Consider the following 17,626-nt stretch of genomic DNA (forward strand, 5'->3'; position numbering starts at 1 on the left):
AACTTGTCCTACGTTAATTTGGCTCTTAACTACGTTAAATCTTGATGACAAGCCCTATACACTCCGGTTTACTGAGTGAGCCTCTACAGCGCCTTTCAGCAATGACGCAATAATGATAATGGAGTAATCATTGAATGTCGGCCTTCGACTCTATGGAAAACGAAACGGACATTTCACTTGTTGAAGACCCTGACATTAACAATATGCTGAGCAGCACTGCCCCTCTCGACATTGACATTTTACTGCTGGGAGAAACCGGCACCGGCAAGGATACGTTGGCACAACGAATCCATCGACTGTCGGGACGACGAGGCAACTTCGTCGCTTTGAACTGCGCCGCCATCCCCGAAAGCCTGGCGGAAAGCCAGCTGTTCGGGGTCAACAGTGGCGCCTATACCGGGGCGGTACAATCGCGGGCAGGCTCTGTCGAAGCCGCCCATATGGGTACCCTGTACCTGGACGAGATCGACAGTATGCCGTTAAGCCTGCAGGCCAAGCTGCTGCGGGTGCTGGAGGGGCGTGGGGTGGAGCGCCTGGGCTCGACGCGATTTATTCCGGTGGACATGCGTGTTATCGCCTCCGCCCAGCACTCGCTATATGACATGGTCGATCAAGGGGCTTTCAGGCGCGATCTGTATTTTCGTCTGAGTGTCGTCAACATCCAACTTCCTGCACTTCGCGATCAACGTGAACGCATCATCCCCTTGTTCCTGAAAATGATCCAACAAGAAGCAAAGCACTTCAAATGCATCGCGCCAGCGCCCTCAGAAGCGTTACTGCAACAACTGCTGTGCCACCCCTGGCGCGGAAATGTCCGCGAGTTAAGGTCTACGGCCAAACGCTTCGTTCTAGGCTTGCCGCCTCTTTCAGGCTCCACGAACAGCGGCAGTGATACCCAGACCGATCTGAAGGCACGCATGCAGCAAATTGAAAAATCAATGATTGAGGAGTCGTTGCGCCGGCACCGGCATTGCGTAGACAAGGTTGCGGTCGAGCTGGGGGTTGCCAAGCGCACGTTATATTACCGGATTAAACAGCTTGAGATATCGCTGAATCAAGCACTGCGTTCATGAGCGAAGCTTGCCGCCATAGAAATATTTAGAAACCTGTAATTTCATGTTCTATGGAACGCCCGGCACTTACACGCCACATATTCAATGCCAAGGTCAATTTGTAAGGAAACCTGAGCAACCTTTCAACTTCACAATGGCAGTCTATTTTTAATAACCAATAGTTGGAGCAGTCCTATGAACGCAATTGGAAACTACCCTTCGGCGAATCCATATTACAGCAACCAAGCCACTGGCTCCTCTGGTGCAGGCGGCGCGGGCCAGGCAGAAAACAACTTCGACCAAGGGGAAAAAATCAACGACTACACCACCAAGAAGCAACTCGAAGCCAAATTGATATCTGGTATCAACCAGGCTGCAAAAGGTTTCCAATAAGAACTACTTACCTCTCCGGCCTATCGGCCCGAGAGGTAACCACCTCGACTCAACGGGTAGTTGTGCTGATCCCATCCAGACATGATGTACAACCGTTAACTCAATGAGTATCCCATGCAAATAACCTCCCGTGTGCCCTCCGAAAAAAACACAGATTTCGATTCCGACGACTCTACACGAGCCGCATCGACGTGCAATGGGGATGCCTGTTTCTTTACCTCATTGCTAGAACCTGCCTCCACGGCGAGCGCGTTCACCGGTGGAACTTACATCTCTCCCGCAATGGCAGAGGCTGTCGCTCCGTTGAAGGATGCGAAAAAACGCATGACAACTTTATTGAGGTCCGCCAACCAAGAGCTGGACATCGAGAAATTCAGGAAATTCCCAAGTATGTTATCCAATATTCAGTTGACGTCACAACTGTTGGTAAAGTGCCTTGCCAAGACAACTCAAGGCATTGAAAAAATATCCAACTTGCAATAGTCACCATGAAAAACTTTCTGTCTATTGCACTGCTCTTGATTGTTGCACTTATGCTGAGCGGCTGCAGCGATCGTGTTGAACTTCATCGTCAACTCTCTGAACAAGAGGCTAACGAGGTCATCGCTGAATTGGCAGACAAGCATATTCGCGCACAAAAGGTCCCGGCTAAAGATGGCGTCACTGTAACGATAAACACCCGCGACATCGGACGCGCGGTGCGCACGTTGGAGGCCGCCGGCCTGCCCAGAGTCGCCAGAACCACGTTGGGTGATACGTTTCGTAAAGAAGGCGTTATTTCTACCCCCTTGGAAGAGCGAGCGCGCTACATCTATGCGTTGTCGCAGGAACTTGAGGCCACGCTATCCAATATTGACGGTGTCATTGTTGCCCGAGTACATGTGGTATTGCCGGAACGCATTGCGCCCGGTGAGCCGGTCCAACCCGCCTCTGCTTCAGTGTTCATAAAACATGATCCGCGCCTGGATCCCGATAACGTCAGCGCGCGCGTTCGGCGGATGGTCGCGAGCAGCATCCCGGGCATGGCCACAGCCATCGACAACCCACAAAAACTCACCGTGATATTCGTCCCCGCTGCCGCTTATGAGGAGCAACAACGCCTGGTGTATTTTGGCCCTTTCCTGGTGCCCGATGAGGATCTTGGTTTATGGCGAAACAGCATGACCATTTTACTCCTCGGTGTGATCGCCGCTATTGGCATTACGCTGTTTTTATACCGTCGACGTCAGCGCTTCGCGCCTGAACCCTCTGCAGCCAACGCATTGAGCGGCACGGCTCATGACGTTTAGCACTGACTGCTCAATGAGTGACCATTTGGCCTGGGTTCAATGGTGGGCTTTTCCCTGGAAGTATGCCCATGAAGACTGGAAAGGCCAGAACGCTAAAATTGAGACGCTTTATCAGCGCGGACGTCGGGTGCCGGTCGACCTTATGGGTGTGGCAGCCTGTTTACCCCCGGCTCCCCAACCCACCGTGCTGCGCATGGCCCTCTCCTCAAATGAACAACTCGACCTTGCCTTGACGCTGGTTCACGACACCTTTAACCCTGAGGCGGCTGCGCATTTGAGTGACCGTCATCAACTGTGGTGCCTACGTCTTTCCAAGGCGCTGCCCCCCGCCATGCTGTCGCCCGAGGACGATCCGTTGCGACTACTTCATAGCTGGCTCGAACCCGCCATCTGGCAGCGCATCAGATTGCGCTTCTCTCGTGAACGCACGAGTGAAGTTGAAAAGAGACATCTATGCCTTGAGAACGCGAGCAGCCGATTGGATACGCTCTGGCAAGCGGTGGTCTGGCGCGTCACGTCATCGCCAGGTGAACCGACAGCTTCTGGCTTGAACAGGTAAGGAAATCAATCATGTTATGCCGATATACCATTGATCTATTCAAAGACGTGCCTGGGCTCCCACGCAGCGTTATTCCCAGGGAAGAACTTGCCAACTGGAAGCAGGCCGAGTTGCTTTTGAAGAACGCCAATGGACAGGCTGAGCAACTATTGAGCCTGACGGAAGAAAAATGCGAAGCGCTACGCGAAAGGGCGTCGCTGGAAATCTGGCAATTCGCGGATGCCCAACTTAAGCGATGGGAGCGTGACCGTCAGTCCATGTGCGATAAGCTCGAACAATACGCCAGTGCAATTACCAATGAGGCTATTCGTCGTCTGCTTGATGAAACGGCGGCACCGGCCAGGCTGGTCACCCTTCTTAAACAATTGCTGGCGATCCAAGTACCAGAGGTCAGCGCTACTCTGCTCTGCCACCCTCATGATATGAATGAGATAAAACAACACTTTGCCTATCAGAAAGTTACTGTTTGGAAAGTTCAGGCTGACGAAAAAATACCGCCGCAAACACTGGTCTTGAAAACAGATGAGGGAGACTTCCATATCAGCTGGAACGCTCTGCTCACCTCTTTTCTTGAGCGCGGCGAAGCCATGCATCCAAAGGACTCACACGCCGAACAACGGCCACAAGGGGAATAAGTATGAGCACACCGAAGAGCCTCTCTCATCAAGCATTGAGAAATGCCGACTCCGCCTATAAAAGTTATGACTCATTCCCTATCGAGGAAATGCAAGGCGAGCAAGATGCCGAGCTATTTTACAGCCTGACAAAGCAGATGACCGTGACCAACGCGCTCTTTACCGAGAACCTGCGGATCGAGCACCAGTCTTTGAAAACAGCTATCGAAAGCTTTCAATAGAATGGACGCTCTTATCCGTGACTGGTTAAACCGTCACGAACAACAACTCACGTTAGTGGAAGGTGACGACGAAATCACGCTGAACCGCCAGGACGCCTTCATTTTGATTGCGGCCCAGCTGACGTCGTTACCTTCAGATAACCCGACATTGTTAAGTTGGCTGCGCCTGGGCGCCGCCAGCTTGAATTTGTTCCAGGGTGCATTGGTTCGAAAAGCCGACAGTGGCGAACTTTGGCTCATTCAAACCCTGCGCGATGGAATGACAGAGGCGCACGTGCTCGCGTGTCTTGAAACCTTGCTCAACCAACGCGACATATGGCGTGCCACGTTCGCGCGCCTGGCCCGCCCGGCCCAGCCTCTCAGACCCACCTCGCTACGCCCACTGCCGTATTAACCAGAGACTCTCTATGTATAACAAGAACCACAAGCGCCGCAACTCACGCCAGGATTTGCCTGGCGCGCCAACCAGACGAGCTTCCTGGTACAGCATGCTCCTGCTTTCCTGCCTGCTGGCTCCAGTGGAAAACTCGCTGGGCGCCATTCCATCTGAATGGAGAAACACCGCCTACGCCTATGAAGCCGAACACAAGCCGCTGCGCGAAGTGCTCGAAGACTTCGCCCAGACCTTTGGCACGCGCCTTCAGATCGAGGGTCTGCTGGAAGGCGACGTCAATGGCAAGATCCGCGCGAATACACCGCAGTCGCTGCTGGACAGGCTTGGCGTCGAACACCGCTTCCAGTGGTACATGTACAACAACACCCTGTACATCAGCACGCTCGATCAACAGGAATCCGCACGCCTGGAGGTCTCGTCCGAAACCGTTTCCGACCTCAAGCAGGCGCTGACGGATATCGGCCTGCTCGACAGTCGTTTCGGCTGGGGTGAGTTGCCGGAAGACGGCATCGTTCTGGTTTCCGGTCCCAAAAGCTACATCGAACAGATCAAGCAATTCAGCAGCCAGCGTCGTCCTGCGGACGAAAAACAGAGCGTGCTGACGTTCCCGCTGAAATTCGCCAATGCCGCAGACCGCCAGATAGAGTACCGCAGCGAGAAAATCGTCATCCCTGGCGTCGCCAGTATGTTGCGCGGCCTATTGGAACCGCGTTCCGCCTCAACGCTTTCCGGCCTCGCTCAACGGTCCGCATCCCAGTCCCAGCCCGCACCTGTGACACCGAGTTTCCCGCGCCTGAGTAACCCACTGCTGGGGCAAATGCTCAACCCACCTGCGCCCCCGGATCCCGGCATGTCGATTACGCCTCGGGCGCCAGTGGGCAACAGCCGGATCCGCGTTGAGGCGGATGTGCGCAACAACGCGGTTTTGATTTACGACTTGCCGGAGCGACAAGCGATGTATCGCGAGTTGATCAGCCAACTCGATGTCGCGCGCAAGCTGGTGGAAATCGACGCGATCATTCTCGATATCGAGCGCACACAGTTAAACGAATTCGGTATCAAGTGGGGCTTTCAGAACAGCCGCTTCCGAGGCGGCGTCAACATGGCCCCTGGTACCGCGTCGCAATTATCGATCGGCAGCCGTGATCGCTTCTTTGCCGATATCCGGGCGCTGGAATCCCGCGGGCTGGCCACCATGGTATCCAACCCTTCGGTGCTGACCCTGGAAAACCAGCCGGCAATCATCGACTTCAACCGCACCCAATACCTGACTGCCGGCACTGAAAACGCGACGATCCTGCCCATCACCGTGGGTACCAGTTTCCAAGTGGTTCCCCGGGTGATTACCAGTCGGGGCAGCCACCAGATCAACCTGGCGATAGACATTGAAGACGGTAACTTCGACGAATCCAACCCTGAACGTATCGGCCCGGATGTGCGCCGAGGCAAGGTCAGCACTCAAGCGGTGATGGCAGAGAAACGCTCGCTGGTAGTGGGTGGGTTCCACGTCACTGAAAGCACCGACAAACAAAACAAAATCCCTGTGCTGGGGAACATACCCTTGCTGGGCAAGGCGCTGTTCTCCTCGACCGAACGACAGAACAACCGACGTGAGCGGCTGTTCATTCTGACCCCGCGCGTGATCGGCGATCAGTCCGACCCTTCGCGCTATTTGCCTCAGGACGATCAAGTCGAGTTGCAGGCCGCGCTCAAACCCTTGGCCCGCCGCTACGCCCCCCATCAGCCAGTGATCAACCGCAGCGACATCACCAGCACCCTGGCGCATCTGGTCAGTGGCGAAGTGCCCAAAAGCTTCAAAGCCGAGCCGATGCCCCTGGGACTGGATACTCTGTGCATCACCCGCGACTTGCTGGCATTGAATACCGAACGCAGCCAGTGGTACGCAGGGCCGCAATACAACGTGGCGGTGGTGGTGCTGCGCAATCAGTTCAAGCGCAATGTTCGCATCGACGAAAAAGAATGCAGCAATTCGCAGACGCTGGCGGTCACCGTCTGGCCACGCGCCTGGCTCAAGCCTGGCGAAGAAGCTGAAGTGTTTATCGCCATGCGTCCGGTCATCAAGGATGAACATCTGAGCGAGCCACGCCCTTCCCTGCTCACCCCAACGCGGACGATCTCACCATGAACCACACACTGTTGTACGCCACTTTGCTGGGCATCGTATTGCTTGTCACAGGTTGCACACCTACTTGCAAAGGCGACTCCTGCTCACGCCCGCAATCGACCAAGGACAAGATGGTGGTCTGGTGGCCACCCCAGATGCGCGTCGAACCCGGGCCCGCCGGCGAACGCTCGGACTATCAAACGATCTCTCTGGAACGATGAGCGTGAAGGCAGCGGCAGACGGTCACCTGAAGCGCCAGATACTCCTCGACGACCTGGTGAGCGACCGCCCCGCTTACCAGCAACTGTGCGCGGGCATCACATTGCGTTCGTGCGATGCCGGCACACACAAGGGGGTGGCGTTACACATCGAGAACATGGCCCTGCAATCGGGCCAGTTGGAACGCGTATTGGAGCGTCGTTTTGAACAGGCGCTGGCGTTTGACGGCTGTTACATCTATCTGGACAAACAGGGCGCACTGGTTATCTGGCACGCCCTGCCCGCCCAGCCCCAGGTGCTGGACACAATCCTCAGCCGAATGCTGTCTCTGGCCAACTTGCACGCTCTGGATGTCTCGGTTAAACGCTGATCAACGCTGCTCCAGCTCCGGCAAGGTGAGGGTTTCACGTTTGGCCTCATCGTCCAGCTCACGCAAGGTACGGTAGATCAATGCCACGGCCTGCAACGTCTCGCGAGGAATCGGCGCCCCGAGTCTTTTCTCGTAAAGTGTGCGGGCCAGCCAGACGCACTGGATGACCGGCACCTCAGCGGCCTTGGCACGGTCGATGAGTCTACGCGCCTGCGCGTCCGTGCCCTTGGCCACCAACTGCGGCAACGGCGTCTTGCCGCGACGGTAATACAAGGCGACGGCAAAGTGGGTCGGGTTGACCACCAACATGTCCGACTCTTCCAGCTTGGGCAACTTGACCTTGGGTTCTTCCTGGGCCAATTGATAGGCCAGCGAGCGGCGCTGGCCTTTGACATGGGGGTCGCCCTCCATATCTTTGTATTCCTTGGTGACCTCGACCTGGGTCATGCGCATGCGCTTGGCAAAAAAATACTTTTGCATTGTCAGGTCGGTCAGTGCCAACACCAGCAGCAATCCGAGACAGGCATGCAGCAGATGGCGGAACAGCGCAATCAGCGCCAGCAGGTAACTTTGCAGATCGCTGTTCGCCAGATTAATCAGAGCATCCAGAGAAGGCCAGACCACCAGATACACAATCAGCCCCAGGAGAAAGGCCTTGGCCACGCTCATCAACAGGTTCATCACCGACTGCGCGGAGAACATCTGCTTGAGTTGGCTCATGGGGTTGATCCGATTGAAATCGAGCTTGAGCGCGTCCGGAGCGAACAGGAACCCGATTTGCATCCAACTGCTGATCAGTTTAGTGGCAATCGCAACCCCGACCATCAACAGCGCGAACGATAAAAAAACCACCAGCCCGTCGAACAGCACCTCTTCCAGCGCTCGCACAAAAGGCTGATTGATGCGTGAAATCGGCAACACCATCATTTGCTCAAACCGTTGCAAGCTGCGTTGCGCGGTATACAGTGCGATTTCGCTGATGGCGGTCAGCACCAGCAACTTGCTCACATCCTGGCTTTGGGAAACCTGGCCTTTCTTGCGCTGATCACGCAGTTTTTTGGCCGAGGCGGGGTGTTTTTTCTCCCCCGAGTCACTCATGGCATCGCCACCTTGAACAACAGTCCGAGGGAATGCTTGAGATCACCCAGCAAGTTCATACGCCCGACCATCAAGTCCTGCAGCAACGCAAAATACAGCAAAAGAATACCAATACCCGCCAGGCTCTTGAGCGGCGGAGCCAGCGTACTCACCTGCAATTGCTGACTGTAGACCCCCAGTAGCGCGATGCCGAACTCAATCAATAGCAGCACGGCGATGAACGGAGCGGCATAGAGCATCATATGCGTGAACGTATCCCCGAGCAGGGCGATAAACACGCTGAACCCGTTGGGCCCCGGCAGCGGAAACCACACCGTCGGCGGCCAGATCAGGTAACTGTCCCAGATCACCTGGGTCAATGCACCCAGCCCCAGCGTGACCATCAACAGAAAAATCGCCAAATGCTTGAGCAGGTGCCCGACAGGCGTCGCGTCCGGCCCCAGGGATGGGTTGAGCTGACCTCCGGCCAATGCGCCTCGCTGGTTATCCAGCAGCGCTCCCACCGACTCGAACATCCAGAACGGCATGGACAGCAATACGCCCAGCAACACCCCAAGGGCCAGCTCTTTGAGCGCCAGGCCTGCAAGCATGAGCCCCGAATAATCCAGGCCCTCCAACGCGGCATGGATGCCTGGCGCGGGGATCAACGCCATGACCATCACGATCGTATGCCGGGGCATGCCTCGAATATGTTGAAAACTGAATGCCGCGACCAGAAAAGCACAGGGATAAATGCGCGCCATGGCGATGATCAGACTCGGCAAGAATTCAAGATACAGCAGCACAGGCGTAACCTTACTGGAGGGCCGAGCGGCCGATCATGTCGAATGTCAGGTTGATCAGTTGAATCAACTCCACGCCAATCCAGCGCCCCGTCATGATCAACGTGACACCCACCGCTACCAGCTTGATACCAAACGGTAACGTCTGGTCCTGTACCTGCATCAGCGCTTGCACCAACGAGGTCAGCACCCCCACCACCACAGCCACGATCAGCGGCGGCGCCGTCAAGACCACCACCAGCAGCATGCCCTGCTTGAACAATACGATCGGTTCCATAGTCAGCTCAGAGATAGGAAAGGAACAGGCTGTCGAGCAGCCGCGACCAGCCGGACACCATCACAAACAGCAGCAATTTGAGCGGCAGGGAAATGGTCATGGGTGAAACCATCTGCATACCCAGCGCCAATAAGAGGTTGGAGACGATCAGGTCGATCACGATGAAGGGGATGTAGATCAGAAAACCGATTTCGAAGCCCGCCTGCAGTTGCGACAAGACATAGGCGGGAATCAGCAGGATCAGGTCTTCACGCTGGACCTCCTGGGCCATTTGCGCGGGCCAGAGGCGTTGCGTGTTCTCCAACAGATGGGTGAGTACGTCGGGGTCGAGATTGCGCAGCATGAATGCACGCAACGGCTTGATGGCCTCTGCGCCTGTCTGCAGCACGGTCTGCACATTGCTCGTGTCCAGTGGAGAAATCTTCAGACTTTCGGCGATCTGGTAGCCCACCGGCGCCATGATAAATAGCGACGCGGCCAATGCGATGCCGTTGATCGCCATACTTGGCGGCACCTGCTGCACGCCGATGGCGTTGCGGGTGATCATCAGCACAATCACGATCTTCAGAAACGATGTGCAGATGATCAACAGCATCGGCATCAGCGTCAGCGTGGCGAGAAACAGCGCGAGAACGAGGGGGTCCAGCCCCTGAAGTATCATCGGCCGAAGAGCACGCGGGACAACTGCAACCCCAGGCGACCGTCCACCTCCACCAACTGGCCCTGCCCAATCGGTCGATCGCCGTAATACAGGCCCGCCAGGCCAGGCGCGTAGCCGGTAATGCCCAGCACGGAGCCAGGGCCCAGATTGCGCAACTCACCCAGCGTGAGATTCAGTGTGCCGCAGCGAACATTCAGCGCCATGCTCAACTCATCGAATGGCTCATGGCCAAAGATATCCACCACGGGTTCATCCTGCGCATCCTCGGAGTAAGGGTGCGGTGCAAAATTCTCGTCCACAGACGTGTCCTCGATAGAAGAAAGGGTCAGGCGCATGGTGCCGTTTTCATCGTCAATACAGCCCCGCAACCTATGCCTGCCAACCTGGATATACCCGCTGCCCTGCGCCTGGAACAGGGTCAGTTCAGGCACCAACACATCACCGGCGCGCAGGCTGCGTACTTGTGCAATGGTCAGGCGTACGCGCCCCAGAGTTACGGCGATCGCCAGTTGGAGCCGCCCCGGCAGCGGTGCAGCGATAGAACGCCATGGGGCGGCTTCGCACAACGCGAGGAAGCTTTCAGCGCTCAGCCACACATAGCCCGTGGCCCGCGAAGCGCCCAGGGACACGCTGAGCCGGCAGCCGAAGCCCTCAGGGCGACCAGCATTCAGCAACCGCACATAACCGAACAGGTCACGTATCTGCGGGCTCAGATAGTGCTGAAGTAATTCCCAGAACCAGGAATTCGGATCGTTGCCGGCCTGGGCCAACGTCACCGGGCATTCGCCCATCAAGCTCAATTGCGGCCCCGGCTCACTGAACGCCAATACCCCACAGGTGGTTTCGAAGCACAACGGCTGAGCGCCAGCCGGCTCAGTGCCAGGTTCGAGGCATAATTCGCCACGTTGCTCGGCAACCTGGAACGGCATACGCAACCCGCGCCCCAATCGTCGCCGGGCAGCCACTGCATCAGCCCTTACCGTGCGCAAGGCCAGAGGTGGCAACATCATGCCGGCGCCGAATTTGCCACGTACAGCTGCACCGGTAACGCCAGGCTTTCGGCGAGCCTGCGCTCACACTGCTGGCGTACGTCTTGGAGCCAACTTGTCGTGGTTATCTGCTGCGCCTCCAGCTCGATATCCCATCCAGCCTTTTTTCGACGAATACTGGCGTTGATCCGCCCAAGGCGAGGCAAGTACATGGCCACCGACAGCGGCAAGGTTGAAACGCTTAGCAGCCGCGGCAGCAATTGCTCCGTCAACGACTGGACCATGACGAGGTCACTCGACCCCTTCATTTCGGCCTGTGAGGCGCTACGTCCCGAGCCCTCATCGTCACCACCGAACAATTGCGTGAAGAGTTGTCGTTGTTCCCAGGGCACCAAGGCGTCGACTTCGTGAACCCGTTCCTCACGGGGGTCGCGTCGACGCTGGCGTTCAGGCGTGTTGGCCGGGATCGGAGTCATATCGCTTCCTGCGTGAGTAAATTGGCCAGTTCCTGCAGTTTTTCAACCTGGCGCAGGCACAGGGTGACGTGCTTCTGTGCGAGACCCACTTCCACTTCACGCTGCTCTCGCTGGCCTTGCAGTTGCTGCAACTGCCCTTCTTCACGCCGGGTGCCGGCAGACAGGCTTTGTTCCTTGCGGCCCCAGGACTTCAGCGCCTGAAAGCTCACAACCTGCCCCTGATGCTCACTTAACAGTTGTGCAGATTGCCGGGCCTCGTCTTCGCGGGTTTTCTCAAGCGTGTCCTGCGCTTGCTGAATGTGCGCAACCAGCGCTTGCTGTGATCGTTTGGCTTCGCGCAGCGCACGCTCGGCACGGTCTGCTCGGTATCGGCGCAAACGGCGCAGCGTTTCGATTTCACCCGGCAGCTTTTCAGAATGGGACATAGGCGGTCAGCTCCGTCAGTTGATCCATGGTCGTGGTGAGGGGCGAAGGTTCGCGCAGGTCCTGGCGCAGGAAACTGTCGACTGCCTGACGGCTGTCCACCGCCATGTCGGTCAGGGCGTCATTGCCCGCCTGGTATTCGCCCAGTTTGAGCATCAGCTCGATCTGCTGGTAGGCCGACAACAGGCGCCGCAACGCGGTGCCGGCCTTGATATGCGCGGGCTCGGCGACGTTGGTCAGAATCCGCGACAGGCTGGCGAGTACGTCAACCGCCGGATAATGGCCACGCTCGGCCAACTTGCGTGACAGCACGATATGACCATCCAGCAGCGAGCGGACTTCATCGGCCACCGGATCATTCATCGAGTCCTGCTCGATGAGCACCGTGTAGATGGCCGTGATCACCCCCTCACGCGTCAACCCGGCCCGCTCCACGAGGCGCGGCAGCAGGCTGTAGACCGAAGGCGGCAGACCGCCTCGCCCCAAAGGCTCGCCCGCAGCCAGGCCGATCTCACGCTGGGCACGCGCAAACCGCGTCAGTGAGTCGATCAGCAGCAGCACTCGCTGCCCCTTGCGCCGAAACCCCTCGGCCAGTGCCGTCGCGGTAAAGGCTGCGCGGGCGCGCTCCATACTGGAACGGTCGGAGGTGGAGCACACCAGCACCGCCTTGGCACGCAATTGATCATCCAACTCATGGTCAAGGAACTCGCGTAGTTCACGACCCCGTTCACCGATCAAGCCAAACACGATCACATCGCAATCCACGTTACGGGCGATCTCGGCCAGCAACGTTGTCTTGCCACAACCTGCCCCCGCGAACAGCCCGACACGCTGGCCTTCCCCCAGCGTCATCAGGCCGTCGATCGAACGCACACCTGTGGCCAATGCGCGGTTGATACGCGGCCGTTCCGTGGGCAACGGCGCCTCGCACAGCACCGGAGTTGCATCAGGCGTATCCGCCTCGGCAAACGCGCTGGGCCCGTCGCCGGCAATCGGCCGGCCGAAACCGTCCAGCACCTGGCCCAGCAGGTCATCACCCACACGTACCCTGTGCGGCACGCCCAGGCGCTCCACGCCGGCACCTACGCTCACGCCTTCCAGATTGCCCAGGGCGCTGAGCACCGCGTCCTGCTGATCGAAACCGATAATTTCGGCCAGCATGTAGTCGCCCGGTTGTTTTTCAACCTGGCATAGATCGCCGATACGTGCCTGGGGCAGCCGGCATTGCATCAGCATGCCGTTCACGCGCTGTATGCGACCGCGCATCGTGACGGGCGCAAAGCTGTTCAACGCCGCCGATTGACTGCGTTGCCACGCCTCGAGGCGCTCTTGCAGCGTGCCGGTCACCAGCGCACCTCATACCGTTGCGCACCATCGAATACCACTTTGCTGTTGTCGATCAGCACCACGCGCAGGCCATTGACTTCATCGCCCACGAACAGTCGAGTGCCTTCCTCCAGAACCACGTGCCCGTTCGGTCCGCCGATGATTTGAACGATCTTGAACGGCAGTATCCCGTCGCGTACCCGCACGCGACTGATCACCGGCACCGCGGTATCGAACTCTTTGCCAAAACGGTCCAGCATGCGCGCAACCACATCAACGTCCTCCTGGGAAACATCACCACTGAGGGAAATCTGGCCGTTGATGACCTGCAAGCTGACCCGCTGGGCCAGCTCCCGCTCGCTGAGCATCTTCAACAACTGCTGGCGCACCTCGAACGGCGAGGCCAGTTCAGGCTTCTGAATCACCGTCGGCATCAGCGATGCCTGAGCATTGCGCTCCCCGCTGAAGATAATGCCGAGCGCCGCAGTGAGCACGGCAAACGCAAGTACCAGGCTGAGCAAACGCTTTTGTTGGGACGATGAAATGGCCGACAGTTTCAACGCAAGCGGCGCTTGCCCCGCAGGCTCGGAGAGTGGCGATGCCGGCATTGGAGCCGGGGCCTGCGGCCAGGGCTGATCGGCAAGGCTGACACACAAGCGAACGGAGCCGATCAAAAAGACCGTGTTCAGCGCAAGCTCGCCGATCTGCGCCAACACCTGCCCATCGCTGTCTTTAAGGAGTCCAGCCTCGGCCTGCACCGACCAGCGATCATCGGCCAAGCGCAAACGTGCGTGATGCTCGACGACCTCGGGATCGTTCAACAGCAGATCGGCATCCGGGTTGGCACCCAGGCTCCACTGCTCGCCAAATAACGGCAGCGCAGCGCCTTGATGCAAGCCATCCAGCACTCGCAGCTCGAACATCATGGGGCCACCCTCGGCTGGCATATCAATAAAGGGGTCATGCCACTGCCCCGCGCAGCAGTTCGTCCTGCCCCAGGTCAAATCGGCCCAGGACCTTTACCTTGGAATTGCTCCCCAGCTCGGCGAACGACATCACCGGCACATGGTTGAACTCATCCAGCAACAGGGCACGCAAGGGACTGCGCAAATCCTGAGCCACCAGCAGCACGCTCTTGGTTTTGGGCCGTAGCGCAAACGCCTGGTTGAGCAGGCCGACCAGGGCAGCGCTGCTGTCGTTATCGAGGGCGAAAAACACGCCGCTCTGGGTTTGGCGCAGGGCTTCGCGCAGGATGTTTTCGGTCTGCGGCGACAGCAGCCACGCGTGCAGGCCATCGGCCTCGCTGTACTGGTGAAAGATCTGAGACTTGAGCGCAATACGTGCGTAATCGGCCAGGGCATCCGGTTCGCGCTCATGCTGGCCGTACTCGATCAACGACTCGACGATCAACCGCACGGCACGCAATGGCACGCCCTCGGCCGCCAGGCGCTGCAGCACTGAGGAAAACCGTGAAAGCGGCATGATGCGTTGCAGTTCCTGCACCAGTTCCGGCTGGTTGTGTTCAAGCCAGCTGAGGATCGACTTGCTTTCCTGGATGCCAAGAAACCGCGGCCCGCTAAGAAGCATCGCCCGCTTCATGCGTTCGATGATCAGGCTTTGGGCAGTGAAACGCTCAACCTGTGGATCGTCGAGCAATGGATCATCAGGGCCGAGCCACAGCCAATCCGCTTCGTCCCGCTCAGGCAGCCCTCTTTCCCCTCTGTCCGGAGGTTGCGCCAAGGCGGCGTACTCGACCGCTACCCGGTCGCTGAACGTGGCCGTCACGACCGGTACTTCATGTACGCAAAAGCGCATCTCATCGACGGCCAGCGACTCACTGAACTCGGCTTCGAACGGCGGCAGCGTCAAACCGATATTGGCGACCAGCGCGTTTCGGGCCTGCCGAATCTTTTGAACGATGTCGATGACCTCGGGGGTGTTGTACAGCTTCGGGTTGAACTGCAGCAGATACGGTCGTGACGGGTCGAAGCCACGCAGGTCTTCACTGCCGTTCTCTTCCGGACGGACCGCTTTCTCGTCCGGCGTCGCAGGGGCGGCCTCGCGCTGACGCTGGCGCATAAGGTAGTAACCCAAGGCGCCGGTCATCATCGAAATCAGAATGAACACCACGGTGGGCATGCCGGGAAGCGTGGCAAAGGCCAACATGCCCACCGACGCGATCATCCAGCTCTTTGGCTCGCTGGTCATCTGTCGGGCGATCTCGGCGCCGATGTTGGTGACGCCCTTGCGTCCGTCCGGCGCCACTCGGGTAATGATCATGCCGGCGGTCAGGGAAATCAGCAGCGCGGGAATCTGTGCAATCAGGCCGTCACCGATGGTCAGTACCGAATACAGCGCCATCGACTCACCTGCGCTCATGCCGTGCTGGAACATGCCGGTCGAGAAGCCCCCCAGCAGGTTGATGACCACGATGATCAGACCGGCAATGGCGTCGCCCTTGACGAACTTCATGGCGCCGTCCATGGCACCGAACAGCTGGCTTTCACGGGACAGCTGCTCACGTTTGTCCCGCGCCTGCGCACCGTCGATCAGCCCGGCGCGCAGGTCACTGTCGATCGACATCTGCTTGCCCGGCATCGCATCCAGGCTGAAGCGGGCAGCCACTTCGGCGACTCGCTCCGAGCCTTTGGTGATCACCAGGAAGTTGACGATGGTCAGGATCATGAAGATCACCAGACCCACCGCCAGGTTGCCGCCCACCACGAAATTGCCGAACGCTTCCACAATGTCACCCGCGTCCTGCTCAAGCAGGATCAAGCGCGTGGTGGCAATCGACAACGCCAGACGAAACATGGTGGTCAGCAACAGGATCGATGGGAACGACGAGAACGCCAACGGCCCTGGCAGGTAGAGCGCCAGTACGATCAACAAGCAGGAAATACAGATGTTCAGCGCGATCAGGATGTCCACCAGCCAGGTGGGCAGCGGCACAATGAAGATGAACACGATGGCCATGACCACCACCGCGCCGAGCACTTCGGCACGCCGTGCCACCTTGAGCAGCACGCCATTGATCGATGACAGCAGTGTCACCCGAACGTCCTCGTCTCGCCGGGCAATTGCAGGTGGCCGCGCTCTTCGCGGGCCAACTCAAGCATAACGTTCTTGAAAACCTTCACCGCAGCGGCTTGGGACTGAGCATCAAGCCACCAGGCGATGGGGACAGCTTTTACTTCCCGGGACAATTCATTGAGCGCGTGCAGTCGAGCAGCAAGCAGTGTCCCCCCAAACTCACTGGCCAGCCTTTGCACCTCAGGCGAATCGATACCGGTACTGGCGTAACCCAGAAAACGCTGCAACAGATCCACCGGATTGTAATCGACGCTCAGACGCTGGATCAGCGCCTCGCAGTTGCCCAGCACTGAGCGCAATTCGCGACACTCTCCCAGCCCTTTAAGCAAGAGGCGTAGCTTTTCCGTGGGCACAGACTGTGTGTGCGCAGCGATATCGCCGTTCAGGGCCTGAGTCATCAGGCCGACGCCTTTGGAAAACTCAGTCGGGCCGTACATTTTCAAGAGCGTTTGCAGCATCAACGCCAAGGATTGGCGCACAACCACGGAGGCGTAATACAGCGCACGCACGTCCTGACGCTCCTGCGGGTCCGCGCTGGCTTCTTTCAATGCCAAGGCAATATTCAGACCTGCCTGGATTGGCCCGCCGAAATCCTGTTTCAGCTCTTTCAGGGCGCTGCGTGCCAGGTCCTCTTCTACTTTTAATCCGCCGGTTTTCGCTTCGTTGGCGATGAACTGAAGCACCACGAAGGCACGCGCGGGGTCACTGCCGGCCAGGTTTACCAATTTTTCGACAGTGGGCTTGCGCAGCAACTCGAACCGGAGCCGACGAACAATGGTTTCCAGCGTGGTTTGGCCGGGATGACCCAGTTGTTCGTACAACTGCACGAGTTCCGCCACAGGCGATACTTTTGCGCCAATGGATCGCCGTCCCAGGGCTTGTGCATTAAGTGCCACTTCTTCGTTGAAAATCTGCGCAATGTCATCCAGGGCCAACGAACGGCTCGGCGCTTCGACAACGCTGACATTGGGCTTGTCCGCAGGCTGGATCTGCTGCACATCGCTGAAGGAATCGACTTTCATGTTCATGGGCGGGGCCAGAATGGGAAGTTTGTGTCCCTATGTGGCAAGTCGCCGCGATCCAGTTCCATCAAAACGTTTCACGACGATGGCTATGAAAATACCTGCACGCCCACACCGCACTCTTTGCAAGTTACGGCAAAAAAGAACCTGCAAATAAAATATATATTTATATAAATCAAATAGTTATGTGTTTTTCCCATTTGGCATAGGCAGTGCAAACGG

22 protein-coding genes are annotated in these 17,626 nt (G+C 57.8%); 11 read left to right on the plus strand and 11 right to left on the minus strand.

Annotated features, from left to right (window positions below):
• Window positions 1-134: 134 nt before the first annotated feature.
• From TU82_RS24950 to TU82_RS24995, 11 genes are all read left to right on the plus strand, one after another.
• The gene (locus tag TU82_RS24950) at window positions 135-1,073 is read left to right on the plus strand and encodes a sigma 54-interacting transcriptional regulator (protein ID WP_057725889.1); all 939 of its coding nucleotides are present in this window, start codon (window positions 135-137) and stop codon (window positions 1,071-1,073) included.
• Window positions 1,074-1,247: 174 nt separating this feature from the next.
• The gene (locus tag TU82_RS24955) at window positions 1,248-1,445 is read left to right on the plus strand and encodes a hypothetical protein (protein ID WP_057725890.1); all 198 of its coding nucleotides are present in this window, start codon (window positions 1,248-1,250) and stop codon (window positions 1,443-1,445) included.
• 114 nt (window positions 1,446-1,559) lie between these two features.
• Window positions 1,560-1,928 (plus strand): EscI/YscI/HrpB family type III secretion system inner rod protein, encoded by a 369-nt coding sequence (locus TU82_RS24960; RefSeq protein ID WP_057725891.1) that lies wholly within the window; start codon window positions 1,560-1,562, stop codon window positions 1,926-1,928.
• Between the two features lie 5 nt (window positions 1,929-1,933).
• Window positions 1,934-2,734, plus strand: a complete 801-nt coding sequence (gene sctJ / locus TU82_RS24965; RefSeq protein WP_057725892.1) for a type III secretion system inner membrane ring lipoprotein SctJ — start codon at window positions 1,934-1,936, stop codon at window positions 2,732-2,734.
• A 13-nt stretch (window positions 2,735-2,747) separates the two neighbouring features.
• Entirely contained in the window at window positions 2,748-3,293 is a 546-nt protein-coding gene (locus TU82_RS24970) for a type III secretion protein (RefSeq protein ID WP_072024096.1), read from the plus strand.
• A gap of 11 nt (window positions 3,294-3,304) precedes the next feature.
• Window positions 3,305-3,928, plus strand: coding sequence for a type III secretion system stator protein SctL (sctL, locus tag TU82_RS24975; RefSeq protein WP_057725894.1), 624 nt, complete (start codon window positions 3,305-3,307; stop codon window positions 3,926-3,928).
• Window positions 3,929-3,930: 2 nt separating this feature from the next.
• A complete protein-coding gene (locus TU82_RS24980; RefSeq protein WP_057725895.1) occupies window positions 3,931-4,149 on the plus strand; it encodes a hypothetical protein in 219 nt (72 codons plus the stop codon).
• Window position 4,150: 1 nt separating this feature from the next.
• Window positions 4,151-4,543, plus strand: coding sequence for a hypothetical protein (locus TU82_RS24985; protein ID WP_057725896.1), 393 nt, complete (start codon window positions 4,151-4,153; stop codon window positions 4,541-4,543).
• Window positions 4,544-4,556: 13 nt separating this feature from the next.
• On the plus strand, window positions 4,557-6,689 hold the full coding sequence (gene sctC / locus TU82_RS24990; RefSeq protein ID WP_057725897.1) for a type III secretion system outer membrane ring subunit SctC: 2,133 nt from the start codon (window positions 4,557-4,559) through the stop codon (window positions 6,687-6,689).
• Window positions 6,686-6,889, plus strand: a complete 204-nt coding sequence (gene hrpT / locus TU82_RS28960) for an HrpT family type III secretion system protein (RefSeq protein WP_082632091.1) — start codon at window positions 6,686-6,688, stop codon at window positions 6,887-6,889. Before sctC ends, hrpT begins: the two co-directional genes overlap by 4 nt.
• Complete coding sequence (locus TU82_RS24995; protein WP_057725898.1) at window positions 6,886-7,257, plus strand: hypothetical protein; 372 nt, start codon at window positions 6,886-6,888, stop codon at window positions 7,255-7,257. The genes hrpT and TU82_RS24995 overlap by 4 nt, the downstream gene beginning before the upstream one ends.
• Here TU82_RS24995 and sctU read toward each other — a convergent pair whose 3' ends face one another.
• From sctU to sctW, 11 genes are read right to left on the minus strand one after another with little or no spacing between them, the layout of a single operon-like run.
• Window positions 7,258-8,355, minus strand: a complete 1,098-nt coding sequence (gene sctU / locus TU82_RS25000) for a type III secretion system export apparatus subunit SctU (RefSeq protein WP_057725899.1) — start codon at window positions 8,353-8,355, stop codon at window positions 7,258-7,260. It abuts the gene before it with no gap.
• Window positions 8,352-9,140 carry a type III secretion system export apparatus subunit SctT gene (gene sctT / locus TU82_RS25005; protein WP_057725900.1) on the minus strand — a complete coding sequence of 263 codons (789 nt, stop codon included), beginning with the start codon at window positions 9,138-9,140 and terminating at the stop codon, window positions 8,352-8,354. Before sctT ends, sctU begins: the two co-directional genes overlap by 4 nt.
• Before the next feature lie 10 nt (window positions 9,141-9,150).
• Window positions 9,151-9,414 carry a type III secretion system export apparatus subunit SctS gene (gene sctS / locus TU82_RS25010; protein WP_057725901.1) on the minus strand — a complete coding sequence of 88 codons (264 nt, stop codon included), beginning with the start codon at window positions 9,412-9,414 and terminating at the stop codon, window positions 9,151-9,153.
• Window positions 9,415-9,421: 7 nt separating this feature from the next.
• The gene (gene sctR, locus TU82_RS25015; RefSeq protein WP_057725902.1) at window positions 9,422-10,075 is read right to left on the minus strand and encodes a type III secretion system export apparatus subunit SctR; all 654 of its coding nucleotides are present in this window, start codon (window positions 10,073-10,075) and stop codon (window positions 9,422-9,424) included.
• Window positions 10,072-11,085: a FliM/FliN family flagellar motor switch protein gene (locus TU82_RS25020; RefSeq protein WP_057725903.1), complete on the minus strand. Its 1,014-nt coding sequence runs from the start codon at window positions 11,083-11,085 to the stop codon at window positions 10,072-10,074. The genes sctR and TU82_RS25020 overlap by 4 nt, the downstream gene beginning before the upstream one ends.
• Entirely contained in the window at window positions 11,082-11,540 is a 459-nt protein-coding gene (locus TU82_RS25025) for a type III secretion system HrpP C-terminal domain-containing protein (RefSeq protein ID WP_057725904.1), read from the minus strand. The genes TU82_RS25020 and TU82_RS25025 overlap by 4 nt, the downstream gene beginning before the upstream one ends.
• On the minus strand, window positions 11,537-11,965 hold the full coding sequence (gene sctO / locus TU82_RS25030; RefSeq protein WP_057725905.1) for a type III secretion system stalk subunit SctO: 429 nt from the start codon (window positions 11,963-11,965) through the stop codon (window positions 11,537-11,539). Before sctO ends, TU82_RS25025 begins: the two co-directional genes overlap by 4 nt.
• Entirely contained in the window at window positions 11,952-13,310 is a 1,359-nt protein-coding gene (locus tag TU82_RS25035) for a FliI/YscN family ATPase (RefSeq protein ID WP_057725906.1), read from the minus strand. Before TU82_RS25035 ends, sctO begins: the two co-directional genes overlap by 14 nt.
• On the minus strand, window positions 13,307-14,212 hold the full coding sequence (locus TU82_RS25040) for an FHA domain-containing protein (RefSeq protein ID WP_173667507.1): 906 nt from the start codon (window positions 14,210-14,212) through the stop codon (window positions 13,307-13,309). Before TU82_RS25040 ends, TU82_RS25035 begins: the two co-directional genes overlap by 4 nt.
• Window positions 14,213-14,249: 37 nt before the next feature.
• Complete coding sequence (gene sctV, locus TU82_RS25045) at window positions 14,250-16,343, minus strand: type III secretion system export apparatus subunit SctV (protein ID WP_057725908.1); 2,094 nt, start codon at window positions 16,341-16,343, stop codon at window positions 14,250-14,252.
• On the minus strand, window positions 16,340-17,410 hold the full coding sequence (gene sctW / locus TU82_RS25050) for a type III secretion system gatekeeper subunit SctW (RefSeq protein WP_231982728.1): 1,071 nt from the start codon (window positions 17,408-17,410) through the stop codon (window positions 16,340-16,342). Before sctW ends, sctV begins: the two co-directional genes overlap by 4 nt.
• Between the last annotated feature and the right edge of the window lie 216 nt (window positions 17,411-17,626).

It is taken from the genome of Pseudomonas orientalis (assembly GCF_001439815.1).
Taxonomy (GTDB): Bacteria; Pseudomonadota; Gammaproteobacteria; order Pseudomonadales; family Pseudomonadaceae; genus Aquipseudomonas; species Aquipseudomonas orientalis.

What these genes read in the sequence shown, in the direction of transcription:
- TU82_RS24950 (WP_057725889.1), top strand. Translation starts at nt 135, where the DNA reads ATGTCGGCCTTCGACTCTATGGAAAACGAAACGGACATTTCACTTGTT.
- TU82_RS24955 (WP_057725890.1), top strand. Translation starts at nt 1,248, where the DNA reads ATGAACGCAATTGGAAACTACCCTTCGGCGAATCCATATTACAGCAAC.
- TU82_RS24960 (WP_057725891.1), top strand. Translation starts at nt 1,560, where the DNA reads ATGCAAATAACCTCCCGTGTGCCCTCCGAAAAAAACACAGATTTCGAT.
- sctJ (WP_057725892.1), top strand. Translation starts at nt 1,934, where the DNA reads ATGAAAAACTTTCTGTCTATTGCACTGCTCTTGATTGTTGCACTTATG.
- TU82_RS24970 (WP_072024096.1), top strand. Translation starts at nt 2,748, where the DNA reads ATGAGTGACCATTTGGCCTGGGTTCAATGGTGGGCTTTTCCCTGGAAG.
- sctL (WP_057725894.1), top strand. Translation starts at nt 3,305, where the DNA reads ATGTTATGCCGATATACCATTGATCTATTCAAAGACGTGCCTGGGCTC.
- TU82_RS24980 (WP_057725895.1), top strand. Translation starts at nt 3,931, where the DNA reads ATGAGCACACCGAAGAGCCTCTCTCATCAAGCATTGAGAAATGCCGAC.
- TU82_RS24985 (WP_057725896.1), top strand. Translation starts at nt 4,151, where the DNA reads ATGGACGCTCTTATCCGTGACTGGTTAAACCGTCACGAACAACAACTC.
- sctC (WP_057725897.1), top strand. Translation starts at nt 4,557, where the DNA reads ATGTATAACAAGAACCACAAGCGCCGCAACTCACGCCAGGATTTGCCT.
- hrpT (WP_082632091.1), top strand. Translation starts at nt 6,686, where the DNA reads ATGAACCACACACTGTTGTACGCCACTTTGCTGGGCATCGTATTGCTT.
- TU82_RS24995 (WP_057725898.1), top strand. Translation starts at nt 6,886, where the DNA reads ATGAGCGTGAAGGCAGCGGCAGACGGTCACCTGAAGCGCCAGATACTC.
- sctU (WP_057725899.1), bottom strand. Translation starts at nt 8,355, where the DNA reads ATGAGTGACTCGGGGGAGAAAAAACACCCCGCCTCGGCCAAAAAACTG.
- sctS (WP_057725901.1), bottom strand. Translation starts at nt 9,414, where the DNA reads ATGGAACCGATCGTATTGTTCAAGCAGGGCATGCTGCTGGTGGTGGTC.
- sctR (WP_057725902.1), bottom strand. Translation starts at nt 10,075, where the DNA reads ATGATACTTCAGGGGCTGGACCCCCTCGTTCTCGCGCTGTTTCTCGCC.
- TU82_RS25020 (WP_057725903.1), bottom strand. Translation starts at nt 11,085, where the DNA reads ATGATGTTGCCACCTCTGGCCTTGCGCACGGTAAGGGCTGATGCAGTG.
- TU82_RS25025 (WP_057725904.1), bottom strand. Translation starts at nt 11,540, where the DNA reads ATGACTCCGATCCCGGCCAACACGCCTGAACGCCAGCGTCGACGCGAC.
- sctO (WP_057725905.1), bottom strand. Translation starts at nt 11,965, where the DNA reads ATGTCCCATTCTGAAAAGCTGCCGGGTGAAATCGAAACGCTGCGCCGT.
- TU82_RS25040 (WP_173667507.1), bottom strand. Translation starts at nt 14,212, where the DNA reads ATGTTCGAGCTGCGAGTGCTGGATGGCTTGCATCAAGGCGCTGCGCTG.
- sctW (WP_231982728.1), bottom strand. Translation starts at nt 17,410, where the DNA reads ATGAACATGAAAGTCGATTCCTTCAGCGATGTGCAGCAGATCCAGCCT.